This window comes from Providencia sp. PROV024, from assembly GCF_032709665.1.
Taxonomy (GTDB): Bacteria; Pseudomonadota; Gammaproteobacteria; order Enterobacterales; family Enterobacteriaceae; genus Providencia; species Providencia huashanensis.
This window is the reverse complement of the sequence record NZ_CP120545.1, coordinates 3,094,799-3,119,736: the sequence shown is the minus strand read 5'-3', so window position 1 is coordinate 3,119,736 and position 24,938 is coordinate 3,094,799. Positions and strand designations below refer to the sequence as shown.

Genomic DNA, 24,938 nt, shown 5'->3' with positions numbered 1-24,938 from the left:
CGATAAATAATATCATTGGGAGGTTCTGTGAAATTAAAGTCTTTAGTTTTTGCTACTATGGTAGCTGGTGCTGCGGTTCCGGGCTTCTCATTCGCCGATCCACTACCGAATGGCCCACATATTACGACATCAGGGAACGCAATCGTAAAAGCAGCCCCTGATATGGCAACACTGAATATTTTGGTCGAGGTAACAGCAAAAGATGCGGCTGCGGCTAAAGCGGGTGTTGATAAACGAGTCGCTGAGTATTTTGAATTTTTGAAGAAAAATGGCATTGAAAAACAAGATATTAATGCTGCTAATGTGCGTACTCAGCCAAAATACGATTACAGTAGTGTGAAGCAAAAATCGACGATTGAAGGTTATACTGCAACACGCTCAGTGGAAGTTAAGGTTAAAAAACTTGATCAACTGAATACTTTATTAGATGGCGCTTTAGCAGCTGGTCTTAATGAAATAAACTCAGTACAGTTTGGTGTTGCTAACCCGCAACAGTACCGTGATGAAGCACGGTCTCAAGCGATTAAAAATGCGACAGAACAAGCCAATATCTTAGCGAAAGGTTTTAATGTTCAGTTAGGCCCAGTGTATAGCATTAACTATAATGCGCCAGCTGCGGTGCCATATCCAATCGCTGCAAGAAATTACGGTGGGGCAATGAAAGCCTCTGTTGCTCAAGACCTCAAAGTTGATGAGACCTATGAACAACAGAGTATTGATTTTAATGACCAAGTGGATGTGGTGTTTGAGTTGAAACGTTAATTTTCAGAGGCTATATCATCTTCTTGTTTTAACATTTGGCGCCCTGTTTTCAATAGGGCGTCGGTTACTCTCTTCATTGTACGGCTTTCAGGTGCGAATCGGTGCCAATACAGCATGCGCCTTTGGCATAACCCCGGCGTTAAATCAACCAATTCACCATTTTTCAGCTCATCTGCTATTTGCAAATGAGGGATCATGCAGCAAGTTGAGCCTTGTTTCGCCAGTTGGACAAAGGCTTCGGATGAATTCACGATATGGCAAGGAACACTCCCCGGTGATAGCCCAAAATTTTGTTGCACAAAGGCTTGGTGCATATCATCTAAATGGTCAAATGCAACCGCGGGGGCTTTAAGTAATGAAGAACGAGTTACACCATCAGGGAAATATTTAGCGGCAAAGTCAGGGGAAGCGACAAAAATGTAGTCGAGAGCACCGAGTTTATCAACTAAGCAGCCGGGTAATGCTTGGGGTTGAATACTGATAGCACCCACGACTTCACCACGCCTTAACCTTTCCTGAGTTCGAGTTTCGTCTTCAACTTGTATATTTAGCCGAATAGGGCTATTACCCAGTACTGGGTTTAACGCGGGTAGCAACCAAGTTGCTAAGCTGTCTGCGTTAACGGCAAGGGACAGAAGAAGTGGTGTTGAGCCCCCATTTTCATCGCCAAGCCATTGTTCCTCTAATAGTTCTACTTGATGAAGTAGCGCTAGCAGTTTTTGCCCTTGTTCTGTTGGATGAGGCGGAACAGTGCGGACAAGTAAAGGTTGCCCAAACAGGTTCTCTAGCTGCTTGATACGTTGTGAAACAGCAGATTGTGTGATGCAAAGTTTCTGAGCCGCACGCTCAAAGCCGCGTTCACGAATGACGGCATCCAGTGCTTGTAACGCGCGATAATCAGGGCGCTTCATCGAAAAGATCTCCTTATTGTTATTCTATTCGAGGCTATTGACCTTTGCTGTTCCATAAAAATAGATGGGGAAAACACACAAGGCGAATTTCCAACTCAGTGTAAAAGCTCAGCTAGGGTTATTAACAAAGAGCAGTAACCTTAAATCACTATGCCATATTTTTAGTGATAACACTTGAAAATATTATTGTTGCTAGATAAATCCCAAAAACAACGGCATAAATGTAAAGAACAATACTGCAACTTAGCCAGTGTCCGGTATATACTAGCTATTCATAACCTTAATCACGACTCAATTAATTAGCAAAAGGCATGATCATGACTCAGGACGAATTAAAAAAAGCGGTAGGTTGGGCAGCACTCGATTACGTTAAACCGGGTACTATTGTTGGTGTTGGAACGGGTTCAACAGCTTCTCATTTCATTGATGCTTTGGCAACGATGAAGGGGCAAATAGAAGGGGCGGTATCCAGTTCAGAAGCATCAACCCAAAAGCTAAAATCACTGGGGATCACTGTATTTGACTGTAATGAAGTTGATTCATTAGATGTTTATGTCGATGGCGCTGATGAAGTCGACCATCATATGAATATGATTAAAGGTGGCGGGGCAGCCTTAACAAGAGAAAAAATTGTTTCAGCTATTGCAAAAACATTTGTCTGTATTGTTGACCAATCCAAATTAGTTGATGTTTTAGGTAAGTTCCCATTACCCGTTGAAGTGATCCCTATGGCTCGTAGCTATGTGGCACGTGAGTTGGTGAAATTGGGGGGGACCCCTGAATATCGTCAAAATGTCGTAACTGATAACGGAAATGTGATTTTAGATGTCCATAATTTAAGCATTGTAGACCCTGTTGCATTAGAAAATACTATCAATGGTATTGCTGGCGTGGTGACTGTTGGGCTATTTGCTAACCGTGGTGCAGATGTCGTATTAATGGGAACCTCTGATGAAGGGGTTAAAACTATTAAGTTATAATTTATGTTATAACAAATAGATAAATTCAGCGTCTTAAAATAAGTCAGTAGATGTCATATTTACTGGCTTTTTTTATGTTTGATTGAGAATTGAGCGGGTGTTATTTCTGAGATAGCACTAAATTAATTAACCAGTTTTATAAATATCGATGATTTGAAATTTATTTCATTTTTTTTAATACCCCGTTATTTTGGTGATATATCTCACACTAATGCGCATTGTGCAGGAAAAAAACTTATTTTGTGTTACTGCTCCTGATTTTCTACCGTTTAACTTCTTTTTCTTTGCTATTTTTAGTATCCATAAAGCAAACGGTTGTATTGATACTGCGCCGTTTTTTGTTATGTTGGTATAGCTGCATACTTCAAGGTGGGTGGATGTCGATTTTTACAGGTGCTTTGAAGAATGCGAAGCAAACATGCAAATTCATCGGTTATAAATTATTAGTACGTTCACGATAGGGTAGGGGAAATGGTCAAGGTATCTTTGCAAAAAGACAAAATAAAATTTTTACTGCTAGAAGGTGTGCATCAAAGTGCGGTTGAAAACCTAAAAGCAGCAGGTTACACCAATATTGAATACCACAAAAGCGCGTTATCCGACGAAGAATTAAAAAAAGCGATTAAAGATGCACGTTTTGTTGGTATCCGTTCCCGTACTCACCTTACTGAAGAGGTTTTTGCGGCAGCAGAGAAATTAGTTGCAGTCGGCTGTTTTTGTATCGGGACTAACCAAGTTGATTTAGATGCTGCGGCAAAACGCGGTATTCCAGTATTTAATGCGCCATTTTCCAATACTCGTTCCGTTGCAGAAATGGTGTTAGGTCAACTATTACTGTTATTACGCCGTATTCCCGAAGCGAATATGCAAGCACACCGTGGGATATGGGAAAAACAAGCTAAAGGCTGCTTTGAAGCTCGTGGTAAGCGTTTAGGGATTGTTGGATATGGTCATATTGGTACTCAGTTGGGGATCTTAGCTGAAGGGATCGGTATGAATGTTTTCTTCTATGATATAGAAAACAAATTGCCATTAGGTAATGCAACTCAGGTCCGTTCTTTAACTGAACTGCTTAATATGAGTGATGTCGTGAGCTTACATGTACCTGAAACAGCAAGCACCAAAAATATGTTTGCTAAAGAGCAGTTTGACCGTATGAAGCCGGGTTCTATTTTTATTAATGCTTCTCGAGGTACAGTGGTGGATATCCCAGCATTGGCAGCTGCGCTGGAAAGCAAGCATTTATCAGGTGCCGCCGTTGACGTATTCCCAACAGAGCCAGCGGCGAATAATGACCCGAACGACCCGTTTATCTCTGAATTAATTAAATTCGACAATGTGATTTTAACACCGCACATTGGTGGCTCGACTGAAGAGGCTCAGGAAAACATCGGGTTAGAAGTTGCAAGTAAATTAGCAAAATACTCAGACAATGGTTCAACGTTATCTGCTGTTAACTTCCCTGAGGTTTCACTGCCAGTACATACCGAGGATACTAACCGTTTCTTGCATATTCATGAAAACCGCCCAGGTATTCTTAATAGCATTAACCAAGTATTTACGGAGAATAATATCAACGTAGTTGGGCAGTATTTACGTACAGCTGGTAATGTTGGTTATGTGGTGATCGATGTGTTAACGCAGAGCCCAAGTCAAACAGATGATGCCTTAGCTAAGCTAAAAGCACTGCCAGGCACTATCCGAGCACGTTTGCTGTTCTAAATTAGCATTGGTTGCTTTTACTTGATGATGATGGCGCAGGTATTAATTACCAGCGCCATATTTTTTGTGGCGTAATAATTTCAGGTAACGGAATATCCCAGTGCGCTACGGGAAGTGCCTCGACCTGCTGGCAATCATGGGCTAAGCCGATGGGGTAAAAACCGGTTTGTTGCCAATGAGCTAATGTCCTATCATAAAACCCACCCCCCATTCCTAATCGCTGCCCTTGGCTATCAAAAGCCACAAGGGGAATGAACATGATATCCAGTTTTTCTATAGGGAGTACATCTTGTACATTGAGTGGAGGTTCATCAATATTAAAGCGGTTTTTGACTAACTGTGTTTTTGCGTGATAGCGAAGAAAAAGTAAATGATGGCGGCTGAAAGGGTGTAAAACAGGAAGGTAAACCTGTTTGCCTTGTTCCCACAGTGCACTAATTAATGGCCTAGTATCAATTTCACCATCAAACGAGAGAAATAGAGCAATGCATTTCGCTGAGTTAATCTTTGGGTGCTGCAAGGCATTCTTCATGACCAGTTGAGCGGCTAACTGTTGTTGTTTCGTGGTTAATTGACGGCGAGCCTGACGGATGGATTGGCGTACTTGCTGGCGTTGTGTGGAAAGGGCATCTTGCATATGAAAACCTACTCTATCAGCAATAGGAAATAATTAACTATTTAGAGTATATCGCAAGGCGAAAATTATTGTAGAAAAGTAAATCGTCTGAATCAATACGACGTTGTATTATTGGTGTGTGTTATTAAAGGTAAATAGGAATACAGTAGAGGGTCTCCAAGATGCCGTTGTAGGCTGTAACCCTTGAACCCTTGGTTCAAGGTGAACGCAGTTTAGCAACCTTTAGGCTTCCTGAACGAATCAGGCATGCTCACCAGCGCAATAACCACATTCTGTTTGGTAGAAATATCGGCTCAGGGGACTCGCCCACTCACGCGCATCTCAGAGAAATTTGGTTTGAGTACTTTCGTTACCCAGTGATTTCATTGTACAAAACTAGATTTAAAATGCAACCTTAATTTTGGATATTTTTTTCTACTAGTGTCTGATTAATAAGCGAATTTACTCTAGGGGCAATACTTGCCTCTCAGTAATTTTTACCTGATCATGCAACGCTTGTTCAATAGTATGTTGCAACATTTTTATCTTTTCTTCCATATTATAAGCATAATCACGCGTTTTTGTCTTTTCTTGTGCTAATTCGTGACAGACGTTCAATGCTACGATAAAAATAAGTTGTTCCATATTGGTGACACCGCTTCTATCTTTTAGGTTCTGCAAGCGCTGTTCTAATTCTTTAGCCGACTCAAGAAGGGCTTCCTTTTGTTCTGCAGGGCAGTTGACTCGCAGTGAGCGCCCAAAAATTTGAATGTCGACAGGTTGTGCGGACATGTTACCTCCATACTGAATAATGTTCGCCATAAATACAACATATTTGGCGCAATTAATAGATAAGACAAAAGCATACTGGTCTAGCGGCTATCCTTGATGGTAGCATATCACGAATCATAAGCTAACATGACGAATTCAGATGTCTATACAAAAATCTTTACCAAACTATGAAACACTGGACAAACTGTTACAACAGCACTCAATAGCACTTACCGCAGCTGAAATCCATGGTCTAATAACGGGGTTAATTTGTGGTGGTAGCCGTGATCATAGCTGGCAAACATTAGTCCATGACCTTGCTAACGATGGTTTAGCATTTCCTCAAACAATTTCACAGCCACTACGTGATTTATTTGACACCACTTTTGAGTCGCTAGATGACAGTGAATTTGCATTTACTATGCTATTCCCTGATGAAGACGCCTCTATTTTTGACCATGCAGACGCATTAGCGGGTTGGGTTAATCACTTTTTATTAGGCGTTGGGGTGGCTCAACCCAAACTGGCGGATAAAAAAGAGATTGCAGAAGTTATTACAGATTTACGTAATATCGGAATGCTTGGGTATGACGAAGACGAAGACCAAGAAGAGCTTGAGCAAGCGCTAGAAGAAGTGGTTGAGTACGTCAGGGTTGCGGTACAGCTATGTTATATCGCATTAGTTGAGCCAAATAAAGGCCCAACAGCGGTTGAGAATAATAAGCCTATCCTTCATTAATTCTAATCGCGTCAGTTTTACACATGAGCTCTGTTTTATCACTAAAATAGGGGAACTTAGAGCTGGTTTATCCAGCTTTGAGTCATTGTTGCCAGCGCGTATTGTTCGCTAGCATAATATTAGCAACATCATAATTCAGATAATAAGGCAAAAACGGTATGAATAAACAGGAATTTATTTCTCGTCGTAACGCATTATTGGCAAAAATGCAGTCAGGTAGTGCAGCAATTATTTTTTCTGCCCCGCCTGCACAGCGCAATGCGGATTGTGAATACCCTTATCGTCAGCACAGTGATTTCCTTTATCTGACCGGTTTTAGCGAGCCTGAAGCTATATTAGTCTTAATTAAAAGTGATGAAAAACATAGTCATACTGTTCTTTTTAATCGGGTCCGCGATTTAACAGCTGAAATTTGGTTTGGGCGTCGTCTTGGTCAAGAGGCCGCTCCTGAAAAGCTAGGCATTGATAAAGCCTTACCATTTAACGAAGTTGAAGAGCAGTTGTATCAGTTACTCAACGGATTAGATGTGGTTTACCATGCTCAAGGTGAATTTGCTTACGCAGATAAACTCGTTTTTGATGCACTAGATGTTTTACGTAAGGGAAGCCGTCGTAATCTGCGTGCGCCAGAAACTATGGTGGATTGGCGTCCGATTGTGCATGAAATGCGTTTATTTAAATCGGAAGCAGAAATTAATACGATGCGCGAGGCAGGGCGGATTTCAGCCCTTGCACATATCCGAGCAATGGAAACTTGTCGGCCAAATATGTATGAATACCAGTTATGCGGTGAGTTAGAGCACGAATTTACCCGTCATGGTGCACGTTTCCCTTCTTATAATTCTATTGTTGGAAGCGGTGAAAACGCGTGTATTTTGCATTACACCGAAAATGAATGCCAAATGAAGGATGGTGAGCTGGTATTAATTGATGCAGGGGCAGAGTTTGAGGGATATGCGGGGGATATTACGCGTACATTTCCTGTTAATGGTAAATTTAGCCAAGCTCAGCGCGAAGTCTACGATATCGTGCTGAAAGCTCTAAATACCGCATTAGAATTGTATCGCCCGGGAACGAGTATGCATGAGGTTACTCGCCAGATTGTGCGTATCAAAACCGAAGGCTTAGTGGCCTTAGGTATTTTACAAGGCGATGTCGATCAATTGATCGAAAACAAAGCATATCAAGCTTTCTTTATGCATGGTTTAAGTCATTGGTTAGGGCTAGATGTGCATGATGTCGGTTTTTATGGGACCGATAGAGACCGTATACTTGAGCCTGGGATGGTATTAACCGTCGAGCCTGGTTTATATATTGCACCAGATGCTGATGTGCCTCCTCAATACCGTGGTATCGGCATACGTATTGAAGACGATATTGTGATCACTGCAGAGGGCAACGAAAATCTGACAGATCTGGTCGTGAAAGACCCAGATGAAATAGAAGCTTTAATGTTGCAAGCAAAACAGCGTTTGGTTTAAAAAGAGTTATTAATAAAGGTAAGAAATAACGCATGAATGTGATTATCGTGGGGGGCGGAATGGCGGGCGCGACGTTAGCACTCGCTATTTCTTCCCTTAGCCAAGGAAAGTTATCGGTTTCACTCATCGAGGCCGCTTTACCGGAAGGCAAACACCCTGGGTTTGATGCTAGAGCCATTGCATTAGCACATGGTACTTGCCAGTATTTATCAAAAATAGGGGTGTGGCCTGCATTCTCAGATTGTGTGACACCGATTAATCACGTTCATGTTTCTGATAGAGGGCATGCGGGTTTTGTCAATATTGCCGCAAAAGATTATCATATTGCCGCATTGGGTAATGTGATTGAGTTACATGAGGCTGGAACACGTTTATTCTCCCTTCTGCGTAAAGCGCCGGGGGTGACATTATACTGCCCCGCCAAAGTCGAAAGTGTTCATCGTGAACAAGGCTCTGTTAGCGTGACTTTGGACAATGGTGATACAGTAACTGGTCAATTATTGGTTGCCGCTGATGGTAGCCATTCTGCGATTGGTAAAGCATGTAACATACAATGGCAACAAGATGATTATGGGCAAGTAGCCATCATCGCTAATGTGAAAACGGCGGTTGACCCAAAAGGCCAAGCCTTTGAACGCTTTACTGAATTTGGCCCCCTTGCACTATTACCTATGTCACAAGGGCGTAGCTCTTTGGTTTGGTGCCACCATCAAGAACAAGCTGATGCCATTAATGCATGGGATGATGCAACATTCATTCACAGGCTACAACAAGCATTTGGTTGGCGTTTAGGTGAGGTTGTGATGGCCGGTAAGCGTCATTGCTACCCATTAGTATTACGCAAGGCACTGACACCGGTCAGCCACCGAGTGGTACTGGTTGGTAATGCAGCACAAACATTACACCCTATTGCAGGGCAAGGCTTTAACTTAGGGCTCCGTGATGTTATGCAATTAGCTCAAACGGTGGTGAATGCACATGCTGATAATCAAGATATCGGCAGCTATTCGTTGTTAAGTCAGTACCAACAAATACGGGCTCTCGATAGGGACAAAACCGTCACAATGACCGATGGGTTAGTACGCATATTTGCTAACCGTTGCTTACCACTGATTGTTGGCCGTAATTTAGGCTTAATGGCAATGGAAATGTTGCCACCCGCTCGCGATGTTTTGGCGCGCCAAACATTGGGTTGGGTTACACACCAATAACCACGAAATAGAGAGGAAATTAATAACATGCAATCATTTGATGTGGTTATCGCTGGCGGGGGTATGGCTGGACTTGCGCTGGCTTGTGGTTTAGAAGGCAGTGGCCTACGTATCGCTGTGGTTGAAAATACCCCCCCTAAATGCACATTTTCAGCGGCAGAACCTTACGCATTAAGAGTGTCGGCAATTAATGCAGCGAGTGAGAAATTACTTACTCACTTAGGTGTTTGGTCAGCTATTAAAGAAATGCGAGCCTCAGCTTACGGTGGTATGGAAGTCTGGGATAACGACAGCTTTGGCCGTATTACATTTTCTGCTAACGAACAAAATTTGACCCATTTAGGTCATATTGTTGAGAATAATGTGGTGCGAGATGCTTTATGGCATAAAGCGTCTCAACTAAGGGATGTAACGTTATTAGCGCCTGCAGCGATAAAAAAAGTGGCTTGGGGGGAAAATGATGTTTTTATCACATTAGAAGATGAAAACATGCTGACGGCAAGGCTAATAGTTGGGGCTGATGGGGCAAACTCATGGTTACGTAGCCATGCTGATATCCCGCTGACTTTTTGGGATTACGAGCATACTGCGCTTGTTGCAACTATCAGAACCGAAAAGCCCCATGAGGGGATCGCAAGGCAAGCTTTTAATGGTGAAGGCATTTTAGCGTTTTTACCCTTAAGTGACCCACACCTTTGCTCTATTGTTTGGTCACAAGGGGCAACGGAGGCTGCAAGGCGACAAACGTTAGATAAGGCAAGTTTTGATAAAGAGCTCGCAGTGGCGTTTGATTTACGTCTTGGTCTTTGCCAATTAGGAAGTGACAGGCTAACAATACCATTAATAGGGCGTTATGCTAGGCAATTTGCCGCTCAACGCTTAGCTTTATTAGGTGATGCGGCACATACTATCCACCCATTGGCTGGTCAAGGCGTTAACCTTGGTTTTATGGATGTGGCGATGTTAATTGGTGAAATTAAACGCTTACATCGGGAGGGTAAAGACTTTGGCCAATATCTCTACTTGCGTGATTATGAGCGTAGTCGAAAACACAGTGCTGCATTGATGCTAGCGGGGATGCAAGGTTTCCGAGAGCTATTTGAGGGGAATAACCCTGCGAAGAAACTGCTGCGTGATATTGGTTTAGTTTTGGCTGATAGTTTGCCGGGTGTTAAACCCCAGTTATTGAACCATGCTATGGGGTTATCTGATATGCCTAAATGGTTGGAAAAACTATCATTAGAAGAGTCGCTCTAATTTCTTGTTCAGTAAAGGTATAGCACCAGTTATACCTTTATCTTGTCATATTAAATTCCAAGTCTGTTAATACATATTCTGTTGCCAGAAATAACTCGTATTGTTTAATCCCTAATCCTGCCATGGTCTTTCGTTTAATTTGCTATTTGGGCGCAGTATTATTTTCACAGTATGACTGAAAAAAACTAATTGCAGCTACATTTCGCATTAGTTTTACTTATTTTGCTCGTTGGGTTTTGCTCTCCAATTTTATTCATAAAGAATATAATCTGGTTGCTTTTTAATCTATTCTGCCTTGATTGTAAGCATTTTGAGTGATCATTCTCAATTATTTAACAAAAAGCACTGGTAAAAGTAGGATGTAATCAGTAATACAGTGGAGCAGTAGCCCTATTTTTTTTTATAGAATCTAGCCGCGAACAATGGTAGGTTTTTAAAAATGTTATCGTTTGCGTCAGGTTAGTAATGCCAATTGATTAATCGATAATAGGTATTCTTAACCACGCAATCACCCTGTCATATAAATAATGTAAAGAGGGTATTCATGGTAAAGCAAACAACACTATATGAAGAGCATATAGCCTGCGGCGCAAAGATGGTGGATTTTCATGGCTGGATGATGCCGTTGCATTATGGTTCTCAAATCAATGAACATAATTTCGTCAGAACCGATGCAGGGATGTTTGATGTTTCCCATATGACTATTGTCGATTTACATGGTGAAGGTTGTCGTGACTTTCTTCGTTATCTACTCGCTAACGATATCAATAAACTTACAGAGAAAGGTAAAGCCTTGTACACGGGTATGTTAAATGCATCCGGTGGGGTTATTGATGACCTGATTGTTTATTATTTGGAAGAGGGTTTCTATCGTTTGGTGGTTAACTCTGGGACAAGGGATAAAGACATCGCATGGATTGAGCAGCACGCAGCGGGTTATGCTGTCGAAATTCGTGTACGGGATGATTTAGCCTTATTGGCAGTTCAAGGCCCTCAAGCTCAGCAAAAAGTACACTCCTTGCTCAGTGATGAGCAAAATAAAGCCATTGCTGGCATGAAACCTTTCTATGGTGTCCAAACAGGGGATTTATTTATCGCCACGACAGGGTATACCGGTGAAAAAGGTTATGAAATTGCGATGCCGAAAAATCAAGTTGTTGGTTTTTGGCATAAGTTATTAAAAGCGGGTGTCCATCCTGCTGGCCTTGGCGCACGTGATACATTGCGTTTAGAAGCAGGTATGAATCTCTACGGTCAAGATATGGATGAAAGTATTTCCCCTCTAGCCGCGAATATGGGGTGGACGGTTGCTTGGAAACCGGAAGATCGCCAATTTATTGGGCGTGAGGCATTAGAACAATTACGCGAACAAGGAACTGAAAAACTCGTCGGTATTGTGATGCGTGAAAAAGGTATACTGCGAGCAGGGCAAGTGGTCCGCTTTACTGATGAATTGGGTAAATTACAAGAGGGGGTAATCACGAGTGGTTCTTTCTCTCCAACTCTCGGATTTAGTATTGCGTTGGCGCGTGTCCCTAACGGAATTCAAGACAAAGCGATTGTTGAAATTCGACATCGAGAAATGCCAGTTGAAGTGGTTAAACCGGGCTTTGTCCGCGAAGGTAACTGCTTAGTGTAATTTGGGGTAACCCGATAAACAAATTTTAAAATTGAGAGGCAAATAATGAGCAATACACCTAAAGAATTATTGTATACCCGTGAACATGAGTGGCTGCGTGATGAAGGTAACGGTGAGTATACCGTTGGTATTACTGAGCATGCGCAAGAAACTCTGGGTGATATGGTGTTTGTTGATTTACCTGAGGTTGGTAGCGTGGTTAGCGCAGGTGATGACTGTGCTGTTGTGGAATCCGTAAAAGCGGCATCTGATATCTACGCACCTTTGAGCGGTGAAATTGTTGCAGTTAATAGCGACCTGAATGATTCACCTGAACTAGTAAATGAACAGCCTTATCAAGAAGGTTGGATTTTCCGAATTAAAGCGTCGGATACCTCTGAGCTGGCGGACTTAATTGATGCGGCGGGTTATATCTCAATGATTGAAGTCGAAGAATAATTTATTCGTCATATTTTGTGTTGTGGCGGTGTTGGCTGCACTCGACAACTCGGGTCACATACTAGTGTATGCTCCCCAAGATTGTCTCCGCTTGCCGCCTAGCCACAACGCAAACTATTTAGAATAAATACTTTCAGTATGAGTTATAAGATGAATTATTTATAGGGTTTATTAATACGTTTGTTTTGTGGGTGTTGACTGCACTCGACAACTCGGGTCACATACTAGTGTATGCTCCCCAAGATTGTCTCCGCTTGCCGCCTAGCCACAACGCAAACTATTTAGAATAAATACTTTCAGTATGAGTTATAAGATGAATTATTTATAGGGTTTATTAATACGTTTGTTTTGTGGGTGTTGGCTGCACTTGACAACTCGGGTCACATACTAGTGTATGCTCCCCAAGATTGTCTCCGCTTGCCGCCTAGCCACAAGATGAACTATTTAGAGAGTTGAAAAATATAATTAGCAAGCAACAAGTCGTTACCTCGCAAGTTCCGTAATAACCGCCCTACAACTTATGCATAGCAGACAAAGGATGGGAACACAGATATGTCGATGTCACTGAGTCAATTAGAAAACCGTTCAGAATTTATTTCACGCCACATTGGTTCATCAGAACAACAAATAAAAACCATGTTAGATACTGTGGGTGCAACCTCATTAGATGCTTTGATGGACAAAATTGTTCCTAAAGCAATTTTACTTTCAGAGCCACCAAGAGTAGGTGGTGGGGCAACTGAACAGGAAGCTTTAGCTGAATTGAAAGCTATCGCATCACTGAATAAACGCTTTAAAAGTTATATTGGGATGGGTTATGCACCCGCGGTGCTTCCCCCTGTTATTTTGCGTAACTTATTGGAAAACCCCGGTTGGTACACAGCTTACACGCCATATCAACCTGAAGTTTCACAAGGCCGCTTAGAATCATTACTTAATTTCCAGCAGTTAACGATTGACCTTACCGGATTAGACTTAGCATCAGCCTCATTATTAGATGAAGCGACTGCGGCGGCTGAAGCCATGGCGATGGCAAAACGAATTAGTAAGTTAAAGAATGCTGAACGTTTCTTCGTTGCTGATGATATTCACCCGCAAACCCTTGACGTTGTAAAAACACGAGCCGGTACCTTTGGTTTTGAAGTGATTGTTGATAGTGCAGAAAAAGTTCTTGAACATGAAGGGGTGTTTGGGGCCTTGTTACAACAAGTGGGCACAACCGGTAATATCCATGATTACAGTGAACTATTCGCAACGTTAAAACAGCGCCAAATCGTTAGCTGTGTTGCTGCAGACATGATGGCATTAGTGTTATTAGCTGCACCGGGTAAACAAGGGGCCGATATCGTATTTGGCTCAGCGCAGCGTTTTGGTGTACCTATGGGCTATGGCGGTCCACATGCAGCTTTCTTTGCTTGCCGTGATGAGTTTAAACGTGCAATGCCGGGGCGTATTATCGGTGTGTCACGCGATGCCGCGGGGAATACAGCATTGCGTATGGCGATGCAAACCCGTGAGCAGCATATTCGTCGTGAAAAAGCGAATTCAAATATTTGTACCTCACAAGTTTTGTTAGCCAATATTGCGGCTATGTATGCGGTTTATCATGGTCCTGAAGGTTTAAAAATGATTGCTGGGCGTATTCATCGCTTCACATCAATCTTTGCTAAAGCTTTAGCCGAAGCGGGGTTCTCATCACGCCATAAAACTTGGTTTGATACTTTAGCAGTTGAAGTGGAAGATAAAACCGCAGTATTAGCCCGAGCAGAAAAAGCAAACATCAATTTACGGACGGATATTCGTGGAGCCGTGGGGGTCACCTTTAGTGAAGTCACCACTCGCCAGGACTTAAATGAGCTGTTTACGGTGATCACGGGTATTGACACTAAATTGGATTTTGAAAAATTAGACCAATCTGTTGCAAATCAAGAACACGCCATTCCAAAATCTATGCAACGGGCAGATGAAATCTTAGTTCATCCGAATTTTCATCGCTATCACAGCGAAACAGAAATGATGCGTTATATGCATAGCCTTGAGCGTAAAGATTTAGCGTTGAACCAAGCGATGATCCCGCTGGGGTCGTGTACGATGAAGCTTAATGCAGCCGCGGAGATGATCCCGATTACATGGCCAGAATTTGGGGAGCTACATCCATTCTGCCCTGTGGATCAAGCACAAGGCTATCATCAAATGATTGAACAGCTTTCTCATTGGTTGGTGCAATTAACGGGTTACGATGCGGTTTGTATGCAACCTAACTCAGGTGCACAAGGGGAATATGCAGGGCTGCTCGCTATCCGCCGTTATCATGAAAGCCGTAATGATGGGGGGCGGAATATTTGTTTGATCCCAGCTTCCGCTCATGGAACCAATCCAGCGTCTGCCCATATGGCGGGTATGGAAGTCGTGGTTGTACGTTGTGATGATGAAGGGAATATCGACTTAGACGATTTACGCGATAAAGCGCAGCAATATAGTGATGTACTTTCTTGTGTCATGGTGACTTATCCATCTACACATGGGGTTTATGAAGAAAGTATTCGCGAAGTCTGTGAAATTATTCATCAATATGGTGGGCAAGTTTACCTTGATGGAGCAAATATGAATGCTCAGGTTGGGTTAACGACACCGGGCTTTATTGGCGCGGATGTGTCTCACTTAAATTTACATAAAACATTCTGTATTCCTCATGGTGGTGGCGGTCCAGGTATGGGTCCAATTGGGGTGAAAAAACATTTAGCTCCGTTTGTACCAGGGCATTCAGTAGTTGAACAAGAAATGGTCACAGACCAAGGTGCAGTTTCTGCTGCTCCATTTGGTAGCGCTTCTATTTTGCCTATTAGCTGGATGTATATCCGAATGATGGGCTCTTATGGCTTACGCAAAGCGAGCCAAGTGGCTATTTTGAATGCGAACTATATTGCTAAACGCCTTTCCAGCCGCTATGACATTTTATATACAGGGCAAGATGGTTACGTTGCTCATGAATGTATCGTTGATTTACGCCCAATTAAAAAGGATACCGGCATCAGTGAGCTTGATATAGCTAAACGGTTGATTGACTATGGTTTTCATGCCCCAACCATGTCTTTCCCTGTGGCTGGCACGTTGATGATAGAACCAACGGAATCGGAATGTATCACTGAAATCGACCGTTTTATTGAGGCGATGTTAGCAATACGGGATGAGATTGACCAAGTGGTTGAAGGGCAGTGGACGCTTGAGGATAACCCTCTGGTGAATTCTCCTCATGTCCAAACCGAGCTAACGCAAGAATGGCCTCACAGTTATAGCCGTGAATTGGCTGTGTTCCCGACGGCGCAAACCAAAGCTAATAAATATTGGCCAGCGGTTAAACGTCTTGATGATGTGTATGGCGACCGTCATTTACATTGCTCGTGTGTTCCGATTGAAGAGTATATGTAAGATATAATTTAAAGTGCTCATATCATGTTGAGCACTATCAATAAATTAGTTATAAGGCTTGAACTCAATATTAGACTGAGTCAGGCCTTTTTCTTTAATATATTCACATGATAAATTAAGGTGAATACTGGGTGATCCCCGTATAGTTTTTACCTTGATAAACTTTCTCAACGTCACCGGTCGGTATTGTTACGCGATAAACCCCACCATTTAGGTCTGCGACATACATTAATTGAGCAGGTTTATCATAAGTGAGACCGATAGCTTCTTTGAAACCACGGCTGATAACTTTGTGATTATTGACGCCATGCGCCGTCACATTTGCACAATTTAAACTATTACCATCCGGTTCGGCACCTCTATCCGTCCAATATAAAAGACAGGCTTCTTCATCAAGTAATAGGTCAATAGGCTCAGGTAGGCGATCAAGTAATAGTTCAATATCAGTTCGGTTCTCGGGGGGTTGCTGAATGTGTGGTTTTAGTGGTGCTCTGAAAATACGACCAAGATTACCTTTTGGCGTCCCTTTTTGTGTCCAATAAACCCAATTGTTGGGAATATCTAAAGAAATACCGACACACTGGTCTAAAATATCAACTTGGTCTTGCTTATTTCTGGGCCTTGCCACATGAGTTTGCAAGTTTGAGCCATCGACATGGCAAGAAGTAACTTTTCCCCCTTCGCGATCACACCAATATAGCCTTTGATTGATTAAATCGAGTTGTAGCTGTTTTGGTGTTCTGACATCTCCATGACCTAACAACATTTTTCGCCCACTGCCATCGAAGTTCATTACGTTAATTGAACCATCATCAGCGTCATAATCCTCTCCCATATTACTCCAATAAATTAATTTATTCGTTGGGTCGACGGCGATACCATCTGGTGTTCCACCTAATTGTTCTATTAGGCATGTAATTTGATAGGTTGATTTATTAAACTGAATAATGGCTGGAGAATGGACATCAAGTAACAATAGATAAGGGGATGAGCTAATTTTATTCATTGGCATATGTCACCTAATTGACAATCAATACATCACGTGAATGTTTGTTTAAACCATAGGTAACATCTTATTAATTAGCAAATTATTAAATGTATTAAAAATTAGTTTTGAAGGAGGTTATAGGATTTTTATAAGCGGCCGTTAAGCCGCTTATCGGGAATTACAGTAACCAGCCTTTTTGCTGGGCTTGCTCTAACTGTAATTTAAGTTGTTGATAAAAATCAGGAAGAATTTGCTCTATATAATCACATTTACTGATTACTTGCTCAAGACGGATGTTGTTTTCAACCCAGCTTTGCCCTTGATTATGTAAATTCATCAGCATTGGCATAGCCCTATCAATCGCATTGGCGTAAATGGACTCAGGAGTTTCAAGCGCATCATATTCATTCCATAATGCTAAAAGCGTTTCAGCTTGCGGGTTAGGCAATAGGTTGAAAATACGATTAGCCGCTTTAACTTCTTCTTCATGGATAGCGTCACGAGCAGCATTATCGAATACCATTACATCACCTGCGTCAATTTCAACTATGTCGTGAACTAATGCTAATTTAATCGCATGCTCAATGTTAACACCTTGAACATAAGGGGCGAAGCTCATGGCTGCAACTGCAAACTGCCAGCTATGTTCGGCAGTATTTTCTTGGCGTTCGCGATTCAATAACTTATTTTTACGGTAAATACTTTTGAGCTTATCTAATTCCATTAAAAATTGGACGACCTCGGTAAAAGCCCCAAACTTGATAACCTCAATAGGCTCGTTACCTAATACAGATGACATAAAAACCCCAACTATTTTTCTTCTAATGAATATGGCAACGGTACGATAGTTAAATGGCTTTGCTCATCACCCATAACGCGAAAAACACTGTCAGGTGCCATATCGTTATTCATAATGATTTGCACATATATTTTGCCATTCCCTAAGCGAACCGTGGCAAGAACTGTCCCAGTACGGCGCCATTTATCGCCGAGTTGCCATTCAACGCCTTCACCAATATTTGGGAGTGTTGAACCTGTTCCTTTTAACAAATACATTGCGCGTTTATTGGCACCACGAAATTTGGCCCTAGCGACCATTTCTTGACCCGTGTAACAGCCTTTTTTAAAGCTAATTCCATCAGGAAGAGCTTGTAAATTAGCCGCTTGAGGTAAGTGTTGAGCGCTATTTTCTTGGTCTATAACGGCAAAGCCTGCTTCGATATCGAGTGCTAACCACTGTTCATCACTGACTTGTGGGGCACCGAGTGTCTGCACTATTGTCTGTGCTGTTGCCTCTGTTGTAACCACTAAAAAACGTTCTGTAGGTAATGAAAAATAGAGTAAAGTCGAATCACCGTCAGTGACTACTTGGTTTTGTTCGTCAGGTAAAACGCTAAAGACTGCTGAAAGTGCTGCTCTTGCTCCTTTACCCGCTACCCCAAGTAGCTTAAGCTCATTTTTTTTCTCAAATGTTACTTTGGAAAAAACCGCATATTTTTTGAGTTCAGCGAGTTGCGTATCAGCAATACTGCTTCTTAATAAATAAGAGAACCCTTCTAAATGATGGAATAACCGCAGGTCACTCCACATTTTACCTTTTGGGTCGCAATGGGCAGTTAATGCATGTGATTGAGTGAGTGTGGCAACATCTGCGGTCACTTGGCCTTGTAAATATTTTTCTGCGTCTAGGCCATGAAGGTGGATAAGTTCCCAGTTTTCCAGTGAAATCAAAACGAGCGGTAAAGAGTGTGATTCAAAGGGAAATTGTTGTGTACTATCAATATCAATTTGGGTAGTCATGATTTCACCTGTTGTTCTTTGATAGATAAAGGTGCTTAATGGTAAAATAGCTAGATAACATTGCAAGTAGTTATTATGATACCACGGGTATTATTGAGTATTTTTTTGTTATCTGTTTGTAGAAAAACGGCATTTTACTACTAAAATTACAACAATGTAGCCTATGGCATGTTTTCTCAGTAGATAATCTGTTAGAGTATTGAAAATAATCAATCTTATCAGTTAACTGCAACAAAAGGTCGTAGTGGAATGGATATTGAGAACAAGGCGCGAATTCATTGGGCTTGTCGCCGCGGTATGCGTGAGCTAGATATTTCAATCATGCCATTTTTTGAGTATGAATATGATAGTCTGACAACCAATGATAAACAGGTGTTTGTCCGTTTATTGGAGTGTGCGGACCCTGATTTATTTAACTGGTTAATGAATCACGGTCGCCCAGATGACGACGAGCTATTTCGTATGGTAAAACTGATTCAGGAAAAAAATAAAAATCGTGGTCCTGTGGAAATCTAATCTTTCCATTTCATGGAAAACACAGTTTTTTTCAACCTGTGTTCATGGGGCAGTAGGCATGTTTTTGCTTGTTGCACCATGGGCACCGGCTCATTCAATGATATGGTTGCCACTTCTTGCGGTTGTGGTGGCTAGTTGGGCAAAAAGCCAAAAGAACATCAGCAAAATAAAAGGGGTTGCTGTGTTGGTTAATGGTAATAAAGTCCAATGGAAAAAGAATGAATGGAATATTGTGAAAGCACCTTGGTTGAGCCGCTATGGCATCTTATTGTCATTAGAAGCTTTACAAGGTAAGCAACAAAAAATTCACCTATGGGTTGCTAAAGACTCTGTTTCTGAGGAAAGTTGGCGTAATTTGAACCAATTATTACTTCAATACCCTGATATTTAAGGCTACTGAAAAACAAGTAGCCGTAAAGAACCTTAGTCACTTATGTTCATGTATTACAGGGAAGCTTCGATTTCTTGCAAAATTTGCACACACCATTGCGCAATGCGCTCATCGGTCTGCTCAAATTGATGAACTTCATCTAATGCTAGCCCAACAAATTTATCACCCTGTTCATTTAAGGGTTTTGGGCTTTCGAATTCATAGCCATCAGTAGGCCAAAAACCGACAAATTTGACACCTGTTGGTTTTAATTGGTGGTATAACATGCCCAAGGCATCAAGAAACCATTCGCTATAATCTATTTGATCTCCTAACCCGTACATAGCAACAATTTTATTTGCTAAGTTAAGAGTGGGAAGCGCTTCCCAAATTTCTAGCCAATCTTCTTGTATTTCACCAAAATCCCACGTTGGTATTCCCAAAATAAGAACATCATACTGTTCCATTTCAGTTGGCGGTGTATCGTTAACGTTATGCAGTGTGACGAAATCATCGCCCAGAATATCACGTATTTTTTCTGCAACCATTTCGGTATAACAGGTACTAGAACCGTAAAAAAGACCTATTTTCATATATATTGTTACTATGTCCAGCTATGGTTTTCATCACAAGAGATGTATTGTAACAGAAGCAACTACATTCAGGCATAATAGAATTGTGTGGTCTTACCCTAAGGAAGCTCATTTTTCGTGGAAACAAAACAACTTAATCCATTAATTGAACAATTTCTTGATACCATTTGGTTAGAACAAGATCTTGCCGAAAACACTTTGGCATCTTATCGTAATGACCTTCAGTCGTTAGACAACTGGCTTGATGCTCACCAATTGTATTTAGAAAGTGTTCAGTCAATTGACCTGCAATCTTTTTTAGCAGAACGCATTGATGGCGGTTATAAAGCGACCAGCTCTGCTCGCCTATTAAGTGCTATGCGTAGGTTATTTCAGTATTTGTATCGTGAAAAAATACGTCTCGATGACCCATCTGCGGTTATTGCAGCACCCAAAATCCCTCAGCGTTTACCTAAGGATTTAAGTGAGCGGCAAGTCGAAGATTTATTGAATGCACCCGCAACAGAGGATGCGCTTGAGTTACGAGATAAAGCGATGTTAGAAGTGTTGTACGCTTGTGGTTTGCGAGTATCTGAATTGATAGGCTTAACATTTTCAGATATCAGTTTACGTCAAGGTGTCATCCGTGTGGTAGGTAAGGGTGATAAAGAAAGATTGATTCCATTGGGAGAAGAGGCAATATACTGGCTAGAAAAATATATTGATGAAAGTCGTCCTGAACTATTGAATGGCAAAACCAGCGATATTTTATTTCCCAGTAAGCGTGGCACTAAAATGACACGGCAAACTTTTTGGCATCGGATAAAATATTATGCAGTACTTGCTCATATTGATACTGAACTACTCTCACCCCACGTACTGAGGCATGCATTCGCAACCCATTTATTGAACCACGGGGCGGATTTACGTGTTGTGCAAATGTTATTAGGTCATAGTGACTTATCCACAACACAAATTTATACCCATGTTGCCACAGAACGGTTACGCATGTTACATGAGCAACATCACCCAAGGGGGTGATGTATGATTAAAGGATTATCTATGAAACGCAAATTGTTATTATTGGCTGCCGCGTGTATTACGGCATTTACAGCGACAGTATATGGCGCAACCGAAGAAAAAGTGATCCGCGATACGTTAGAAAAATACGATATGTCGGTTGAGGCAATTAAACCCTCACCAATAGTCGGCTTGAATGTCGTTGAAACAACAACTGGTATTGTTTATATCACTGACGACGGTAAATATTTACTGCAAGGGCCGATTTATGACATGAGTGGCAAAAACCCAGTCAATATTAGTAATCAGCCACTGATGAAAAAAATTGAAGCACTAAAAAATGAAATGATTATTTTCAAAGCGCCTCGAGAAAAATATGTTGTTACTGTCTTTACCGATATTAGCTGCGGTTACTGTAAAAAATTGCATGAATCTGTTGGTGAGTTAAACAGTAAAGGGGTTACGGTTCGTTATCTTGCATATCCGCGTCAAGGCGCTGATAGCGACGTAGGTAAAAAAATGGCATCAATATGGTGTAATGGTCTCCCTCAAAAAGCCTTGACTCAGGCATTTAAAGGGGACGAAATTGCGATGATTGATGGTTGCAAAATTGACTTAAGCAAACATATGAATGTCGGCAATTTATTTAAAGTCACAGGGACGCCTGCCATCATATTACCAGACGGCCAAATGTTACCCGGTTTTCTTAAGCCAGATGCTCTTATCCAGTTACTTGACCAAAAATAGTTAATTATTGTGAATGTAGAAACGTTATTACAACAAAGAACCCAAGATAACTCGGCTGTCCAATTACCTGGTTTACCGGAGCTGTTACAGCGCATTTATCGGCATCGGGGGATCACGGACATAACGCAATTAGAACGTAAAGCGTCTAATTTATTGGACTATCGTTCATTAGCTGGTATTGGGGATGCGTTATCACTGCTTTATCGCGCATTGGTTGAACATCAGGCGATCACCATCGTTGGTGATTTTGATGCAGATGGGGCAACGAGCACGGCATTAGCTATCCGCGCCTTAAAAGCGATGGGCTATGCAAACCTTAATTATATTGTTCCTAATCGTTTTGAAAATGGCTATGGTTTAACGCCGCTTGTTGTTGAAGAAGCTTATAAACGCGGGACAAATTTAATTATTACTGTTGATAATGGTATTTCATCTCATGAGGGAGTTGCCGTAGCTAACCAATATGGAATAAATGTCATTATTACGGATCACCATCTGCCCGGCGAAGTTTTACCTGCAGCTGATGCAATTATTAACCCAAATCTAAATGATTGCCGTTTTGCGTCCAAATCACTCGCTGGTGTTGGCGTGACCTTTTATTTGATGTCTGCATTGCGTGCACATTTACGCCAACAAGGGTGGTTTACGCAACAAGGTCTTAGTGAGCCTAATTTAGCAGAGTACCTTGATTTAGTCGCATTAGGGACTGTGGCAGATGTGGTTCCCCTTGATACCAATAATCGCATTTTAGTTCATCAAGGTTTAAACCGTGTTAGAGCAGGCCGTTGCTGTGTTGGTATTAAAGCATTAATTGAAGTTTCTAAACGGGACTTATCTAGGTTAGTCGCAAATGATTTCGGTTTTGCACTTGGTCCAAGGCTAAATGCTGCGGGTAGGTTAGACGATATGTCCGTGAGTATTGAGTTATTATTAACAGATGATATGGCCTATGCTCGGGAGCTTGCTAACGAACTTGATGGTTTAAACCAAACACGTCGCGATATTGAAGCAGGGATGCAACAAGAAGCATTGGTTCTGTTTAATAAACTTGAATACGGTAATAACCCATTGCCTAATGGCTTAGCGATTTACCATCCTGAATGGCACCAAGGTGTTGTTGGGATTTTGGCTTCAAGGATAAAAGAACAATACCATCGCCCGGTTATTGCTTTTGCACCGGCAGGGGATGGGATATTAAAAGGGTCAGGGCGTTCAATTCAAGGTGTACATATGCGAGATGCTTTAGAGCGGCTAAATACCTTACAACCTGGGCTGATGCAAAAATTTGGTGGCCATGCCATGGCGGCTGGGTTGACTTTGGACGTCGATAAATTTGATGTTTTTAAACATCATTTTGAACTATTAATGGGTGAGCTCATTCAGCCCGAGCAGCTTTCAGGCGTAGTTTGGAGCGATGGTGAGTTATCGCGCCATGAATTTTGTTTAGAAACAGCTGAGCTTCTTCGCGAAAGTGGCCCATGGGGGCAAGCATTCCCTGAACCTGTATTTGACGGGCATTTCCAGTTGCTACAACAAAGGTTAGTTGGGGAGCGTCACCTTAAATTGATGTTAGAACCTGTTTGTGGTGGGCCTATGCTAGATGCCATCATGTTTAATATTGATGTTCGCCGGTGGCCTGATAACAGCATCAAGAAAGCAAAAATTGCGTTTAAACTTGATGTAAATGAATACCGTGGGCAAAAAAATGTCCAGTTAATGGTTGAACATATTTGGCCGGATTGAGCTAACAAATAGCCAGAGAAATAGCGTTTGATGCCGCTATAAACCTGAGATAAATTCCGTTATACTAAACGGTTTGTAAATAAAAATTTTATTTTTGACTAACCATAAGATATTGAAAAATGACGTTTGAAATAAACCCAGTAAAAAGTAAGATTCAGGACCTGTCTGAACGGACAGAGGTTCTGAGGGGGTATCTTTGACTATGATGCCAAGAAAGAACGCTTAGAAGAAGTCAACGCTGAACTTGAGCAACCAGATGTCTGGAATGAACCAGAAAGGGCTCAGGCACTTGGTAAAGAACGCTCATCCCTTGAAGTTATCGTAGAAACGATTGACCAGATGGTTCAAGGCCTTGAGGACGTAGAAGGTTTATTGGAGTTGGCTGTTGAGGCCGACGATGAAGATACTTTCAACGAAGCCGGTGCTGAGTTAGAGCTACTACAAGGTAAGTTAGAGCAGCTCGAATTCCGCCGTATGTTCTCAGGTGAGTATGACAGCGCTGATTGCTACATTGACTTACAAGCAGGTTCTGGCGGTACTGAAGCGCAAGATTGGGCAAGTATGCTGTTACGCATGTATTTGCGCTGGGCAGAGTCAAAGGGCTTTAAAACCGAGATTATTGAAGAATCTGATGGTGATGTTGCTGGGCTGAAATCTGCAACGGTCAAAATTATTGGTGACTATGCCTACGGGTGGCTAAGAACGGAAACCGGGGTTCACCGTTTAGTGCGTAAGAGCCCGTTTGACTCAGGTGGGCGCCGTCACACCTCTTTTAGTTCTGCGTTTATTTACCCTGAAGTGGATGACGATATTGATATCGACATTAATCCAGCGGATCTGCGTATTGATGTATACCGTGCTTCTGGTGCTGGTGGTCAGCACGTTAACAAAACAGAGTCAGCGGTTCGTATCACACACATTCCAACGAATATTGTGACTCAATGCCAGAATGACCGTTCGCAGCATAAAAACAAAGACCAAGCGATGCGCCAGTTAAAAGCTAAGTTATACGAACTGGAAATGCAGAAGAAAAATGCAGATAAGCAAGCGATGGAAGAGAACAAATCCGATATTGGCTGGGGAAGCCAGATTCGTTCTTATGTCCTTGATGATGCAAGAATAAAAGATTTACGTACTGGTGTGGAAACGCGTAACACGCAAGCCGTACTGGATGGTGATTTGGATAAATTCATTGAAGCTAGTTTAAAAGCTGGCCTGTGAGGAAA

Annotated in this window: 23 protein-coding genes and 1 other RNA gene; 16 read left to right on the top strand and 8 right to left on the bottom strand. The window is 41.9% G+C overall.

Annotated elements, in window-relative coordinates; translation table 11 throughout:
• Window positions 1-27 precede the first annotated feature (27 nt).
• Window positions 28-762, top strand: a complete 735-nt coding sequence (locus P3L56_RS14515) for an oxidative stress defense protein (protein WP_042845068.1) — start codon at window positions 28-30, stop codon at window positions 760-762.
• Here the strand turns inward: P3L56_RS14515 and P3L56_RS14510 are convergent.
• Window positions 759-1,673 (bottom strand): LysR family transcriptional regulator ArgP, encoded by a 915-nt coding sequence (locus P3L56_RS14510; protein WP_042845066.1) that lies wholly within the window; start codon window positions 1,671-1,673, stop codon window positions 759-761. The two genes, P3L56_RS14515 and P3L56_RS14510, sit on opposite strands and share 4 nt — an antisense overlap.
• Window positions 1,674-1,990: 317 nt before the next feature.
• On the opposite strand from P3L56_RS14510, the gene rpiA reads away from it, so the two are divergent.
• Together rpiA and serA are read left to right on the top strand one after the other, a co-directional pair.
• The gene (gene rpiA / locus P3L56_RS14505) at window positions 1,991-2,653 is read left to right on the top strand and encodes a ribose-5-phosphate isomerase RpiA (protein WP_042845064.1); all 663 of its coding nucleotides are present in this window, start codon (window positions 1,991-1,993) and stop codon (window positions 2,651-2,653) included.
• A gap of 471 nt (window positions 2,654-3,124) precedes the next feature.
• Window positions 3,125-4,375, top strand: a complete 1,251-nt coding sequence (gene serA, locus P3L56_RS14500) for a phosphoglycerate dehydrogenase (RefSeq protein ID WP_042845062.1) — start codon at window positions 3,125-3,127, stop codon at window positions 4,373-4,375.
• A 46-nt stretch (window positions 4,376-4,421) separates the two neighbouring features.
• Here the strand turns inward: serA and P3L56_RS14495 are convergent, their stop codons facing one another.
• From P3L56_RS14495 to zapA, 3 genes are all read right to left on the bottom strand, one after another.
• On the bottom strand, window positions 4,422-5,012 hold the full coding sequence (locus P3L56_RS14495; protein WP_042845060.1) for a 5-formyltetrahydrofolate cyclo-ligase: 591 nt from the start codon (window positions 5,010-5,012) through the stop codon (window positions 4,422-4,424).
• A 149-nt stretch (window positions 5,013-5,161) separates the two neighbouring features.
• Window positions 5,162-5,343: non-coding RNA, 6S RNA (ssrS, locus tag P3L56_RS14490), on the bottom strand.
• Between the two features lie 110 nt (window positions 5,344-5,453).
• The gene (gene zapA / locus P3L56_RS14485; RefSeq protein ID WP_042845059.1) at window positions 5,454-5,783 is read right to left on the bottom strand and encodes a cell division protein ZapA; all 330 of its coding nucleotides are present in this window, start codon (window positions 5,781-5,783) and stop codon (window positions 5,454-5,456) included.
• 139 nt (window positions 5,784-5,922) lie between these two features.
• Here zapA and P3L56_RS14480 point away from each other — a divergent pair, with 139 nt between their 5' ends.
• The 7 genes from P3L56_RS14480 to gcvP all read left to right on the top strand — a co-directional run bounded on the left by P3L56_RS14480 (window position 5,923) and on the right by gcvP (window position 15,956).
• Window positions 5,923-6,501, top strand: a complete 579-nt coding sequence (locus P3L56_RS14480; RefSeq protein WP_042845057.1) for a YecA family protein — start codon at window positions 5,923-5,925, stop codon at window positions 6,499-6,501.
• A 158-nt stretch (window positions 6,502-6,659) separates the two neighbouring features.
• Complete coding sequence (pepP, locus tag P3L56_RS14475) at window positions 6,660-7,982, top strand: Xaa-Pro aminopeptidase (RefSeq protein WP_042845055.1); 1,323 nt, start codon at window positions 6,660-6,662, stop codon at window positions 7,980-7,982.
• A 32-nt stretch (window positions 7,983-8,014) separates the two neighbouring features.
• Window positions 8,015-9,193 (top strand): 2-octaprenyl-6-methoxyphenyl hydroxylase, encoded by a 1,179-nt coding sequence (ubiH, locus tag P3L56_RS14470; protein ID WP_042845054.1) that lies wholly within the window; start codon window positions 8,015-8,017, stop codon window positions 9,191-9,193.
• A gap of 27 nt (window positions 9,194-9,220) precedes the next feature.
• Window positions 9,221-10,450: an FAD-dependent 2-octaprenylphenol hydroxylase gene (ubiI, locus tag P3L56_RS14465; protein WP_198860830.1), complete on the top strand. Its 1,230-nt coding sequence runs from the start codon at window positions 9,221-9,223 to the stop codon at window positions 10,448-10,450.
• Between the two features lie 544 nt (window positions 10,451-10,994).
• Window positions 10,995-12,089, top strand: coding sequence for a glycine cleavage system aminomethyltransferase GcvT (gene gcvT, locus P3L56_RS14460; RefSeq protein WP_042845051.1), 1,095 nt, complete (start codon window positions 10,995-10,997; stop codon window positions 12,087-12,089).
• A 45-nt stretch (window positions 12,090-12,134) separates the two neighbouring features.
• The gene (gene gcvH / locus P3L56_RS14455; RefSeq protein ID WP_042845049.1) at window positions 12,135-12,527 is read left to right on the top strand and encodes a glycine cleavage system protein GcvH; all 393 of its coding nucleotides are present in this window, start codon (window positions 12,135-12,137) and stop codon (window positions 12,525-12,527) included.
• 552 nt (window positions 12,528-13,079) lie between these two features.
• Window positions 13,080-15,956, top strand: a complete 2,877-nt coding sequence (gene gcvP / locus P3L56_RS14450; protein WP_042845048.1) for an aminomethyl-transferring glycine dehydrogenase — start codon at window positions 13,080-13,082, stop codon at window positions 15,954-15,956.
• Window positions 15,957-16,071: 115 nt separating this feature from the next.
• On the opposite strand, the gene P3L56_RS14445 is transcribed toward gcvP, so the two are convergent.
• From P3L56_RS14445 to ygfZ, 3 genes are all read right to left on the bottom strand, one after another.
• On the bottom strand, window positions 16,072-16,962 hold the full coding sequence (locus P3L56_RS14445; RefSeq protein ID WP_233102462.1) for a hypothetical protein: 891 nt from the start codon (window positions 16,960-16,962) through the stop codon (window positions 16,072-16,074).
• 160 nt (window positions 16,963-17,122) lie between these two features.
• Window positions 17,123-17,743 carry an HD domain-containing protein gene (locus tag P3L56_RS14440; protein WP_071548274.1) on the bottom strand — a complete coding sequence of 207 codons (621 nt, stop codon included), beginning with the start codon at window positions 17,741-17,743 and terminating at the stop codon, window positions 17,123-17,125.
• Between the two features lie 11 nt (window positions 17,744-17,754).
• A complete protein-coding gene (ygfZ, locus tag P3L56_RS14435; RefSeq protein WP_198860828.1) occupies window positions 17,755-18,744 on the bottom strand; it encodes a tRNA-modifying protein YgfZ in 990 nt (329 codons plus the stop codon).
• A gap of 249 nt (window positions 18,745-18,993) precedes the next feature.
• Between ygfZ and sdhE the strand changes: the two genes are divergently transcribed.
• Window positions 18,994-19,260 carry an FAD assembly factor SdhE gene (gene sdhE / locus P3L56_RS14430; protein WP_042845042.1) on the top strand — a complete coding sequence of 89 codons (267 nt, stop codon included), beginning with the start codon at window positions 18,994-18,996 and terminating at the stop codon, window positions 19,258-19,260.
• Window positions 19,241-19,651, top strand: a complete 411-nt coding sequence (locus P3L56_RS14425) for a protein YgfX (RefSeq protein WP_042845040.1) — start codon at window positions 19,241-19,243, stop codon at window positions 19,649-19,651. The genes sdhE and P3L56_RS14425 overlap by 20 nt, the downstream gene beginning before the upstream one ends.
• Before the next feature lie 53 nt (window positions 19,652-19,704).
• On the opposite strand, the gene fldB is transcribed toward P3L56_RS14425, so the two are convergent.
• Window positions 19,705-20,223 carry a flavodoxin FldB gene (fldB, locus tag P3L56_RS14420; RefSeq protein ID WP_042845038.1) on the bottom strand — a complete coding sequence of 173 codons (519 nt, stop codon included), beginning with the start codon at window positions 20,221-20,223 and terminating at the stop codon, window positions 19,705-19,707.
• Window positions 20,224-20,340: 117 nt separating this feature from the next.
• On the opposite strand from fldB, the gene xerD reads away from it, so the two are divergent.
• The 4 genes from xerD to prfB all read left to right on the top strand — a co-directional run bounded on the left by xerD (window position 20,341) and on the right by prfB (window position 24,933).
• Complete coding sequence (xerD, locus tag P3L56_RS14415) at window positions 20,341-21,243, top strand: site-specific tyrosine recombinase XerD (RefSeq protein WP_129466206.1); 903 nt, start codon at window positions 20,341-20,343, stop codon at window positions 21,241-21,243.
• Window positions 21,244-21,264: 21 nt separating this feature from the next.
• Window positions 21,265-21,969 (top strand): bifunctional protein-disulfide isomerase/oxidoreductase DsbC, encoded by a 705-nt coding sequence (dsbC, locus tag P3L56_RS14410; RefSeq protein WP_042845413.1) that lies wholly within the window; start codon window positions 21,265-21,267, stop codon window positions 21,967-21,969.
• 9 nt (window positions 21,970-21,978) lie between these two features.
• Entirely contained in the window at window positions 21,979-23,712 is a 1,734-nt protein-coding gene (gene recJ / locus P3L56_RS14405) for a single-stranded-DNA-specific exonuclease RecJ (protein ID WP_129466205.1), read from the top strand.
• Window positions 23,713-23,831: 119 nt separating this feature from the next.
• A protein-coding gene (prfB, locus tag P3L56_RS14400; protein ID WP_105881210.1) for a peptide chain release factor 2 occupies window positions 23,832-24,933 on the top strand; the annotation gives its coding sequence in 2 pieces (ribosomal slippage) (window positions 23,832-23,909 and window positions 23,911-24,933; 1,101 coding nt in all).
• Window positions 24,934-24,938 lie beyond the last annotated feature (5 nt).

Bases quoted from the DNA above. Each gene is read 5' to 3' on its own strand.
- P3L56_RS14510 (WP_042845066.1), bottom strand. From the start codon at position 1,673: ATGAAGCGCCCTGATTATCGCGCGTTACAAGCACTGGATGCCGTCATT.
- rpiA (WP_042845064.1), top strand. From the start codon at position 1,991: ATGACTCAGGACGAATTAAAAAAAGCGGTAGGTTGGGCAGCACTCGAT.
- serA (WP_042845062.1), top strand. From the start codon at position 3,125: ATGGTCAAGGTATCTTTGCAAAAAGACAAAATAAAATTTTTACTGCTA.
- P3L56_RS14495 (WP_042845060.1), bottom strand. From the start codon at position 5,012: ATGCAAGATGCCCTTTCCACACAACGCCAGCAAGTACGCCAATCCATC.
- zapA (WP_042845059.1), bottom strand. From the start codon at position 5,783: ATGTCCGCACAACCTGTCGACATTCAAATTTTTGGGCGCTCACTGCGA.
- P3L56_RS14480 (WP_042845057.1), top strand. From the start codon at position 5,923: ATGTCTATACAAAAATCTTTACCAAACTATGAAACACTGGACAAACTG.
- pepP (WP_042845055.1), top strand. From the start codon at position 6,660: ATGAATAAACAGGAATTTATTTCTCGTCGTAACGCATTATTGGCAAAA.
- ubiH (WP_042845054.1), top strand. From the start codon at position 8,015: ATGAATGTGATTATCGTGGGGGGCGGAATGGCGGGCGCGACGTTAGCA.
- ubiI (WP_198860830.1), top strand. From the start codon at position 9,221: ATGCAATCATTTGATGTGGTTATCGCTGGCGGGGGTATGGCTGGACTT.
- gcvT (WP_042845051.1), top strand. From the start codon at position 10,995: ATGGTAAAGCAAACAACACTATATGAAGAGCATATAGCCTGCGGCGCA.
- gcvH (WP_042845049.1), top strand. From the start codon at position 12,135: ATGAGCAATACACCTAAAGAATTATTGTATACCCGTGAACATGAGTGG.
- gcvP (WP_042845048.1), top strand. From the start codon at position 13,080: ATGTCGATGTCACTGAGTCAATTAGAAAACCGTTCAGAATTTATTTCA.
- P3L56_RS14445 (WP_233102462.1), bottom strand. From the start codon at position 16,962: ATGAATAAAATTAGCTCATCCCCTTATCTATTGTTACTTGATGTCCAT.
- P3L56_RS14440 (WP_071548274.1), bottom strand. From the start codon at position 17,743: ATGTCATCTGTATTAGGTAACGAGCCTATTGAGGTTATCAAGTTTGGG.
- ygfZ (WP_198860828.1), bottom strand. From the start codon at position 18,744: ATGACTACCCAAATTGATATTGATAGTACACAACAATTTCCCTTTGAA.
- sdhE (WP_042845042.1), top strand. From the start codon at position 18,994: ATGGATATTGAGAACAAGGCGCGAATTCATTGGGCTTGTCGCCGCGGT.
- fldB (WP_042845038.1), bottom strand. From the start codon at position 20,223: ATGAAAATAGGTCTTTTTTACGGTTCTAGTACCTGTTATACCGAAATG.
- dsbC (WP_042845413.1), top strand. From the start codon at position 21,265: ATGAAACGCAAATTGTTATTATTGGCTGCCGCGTGTATTACGGCATTT.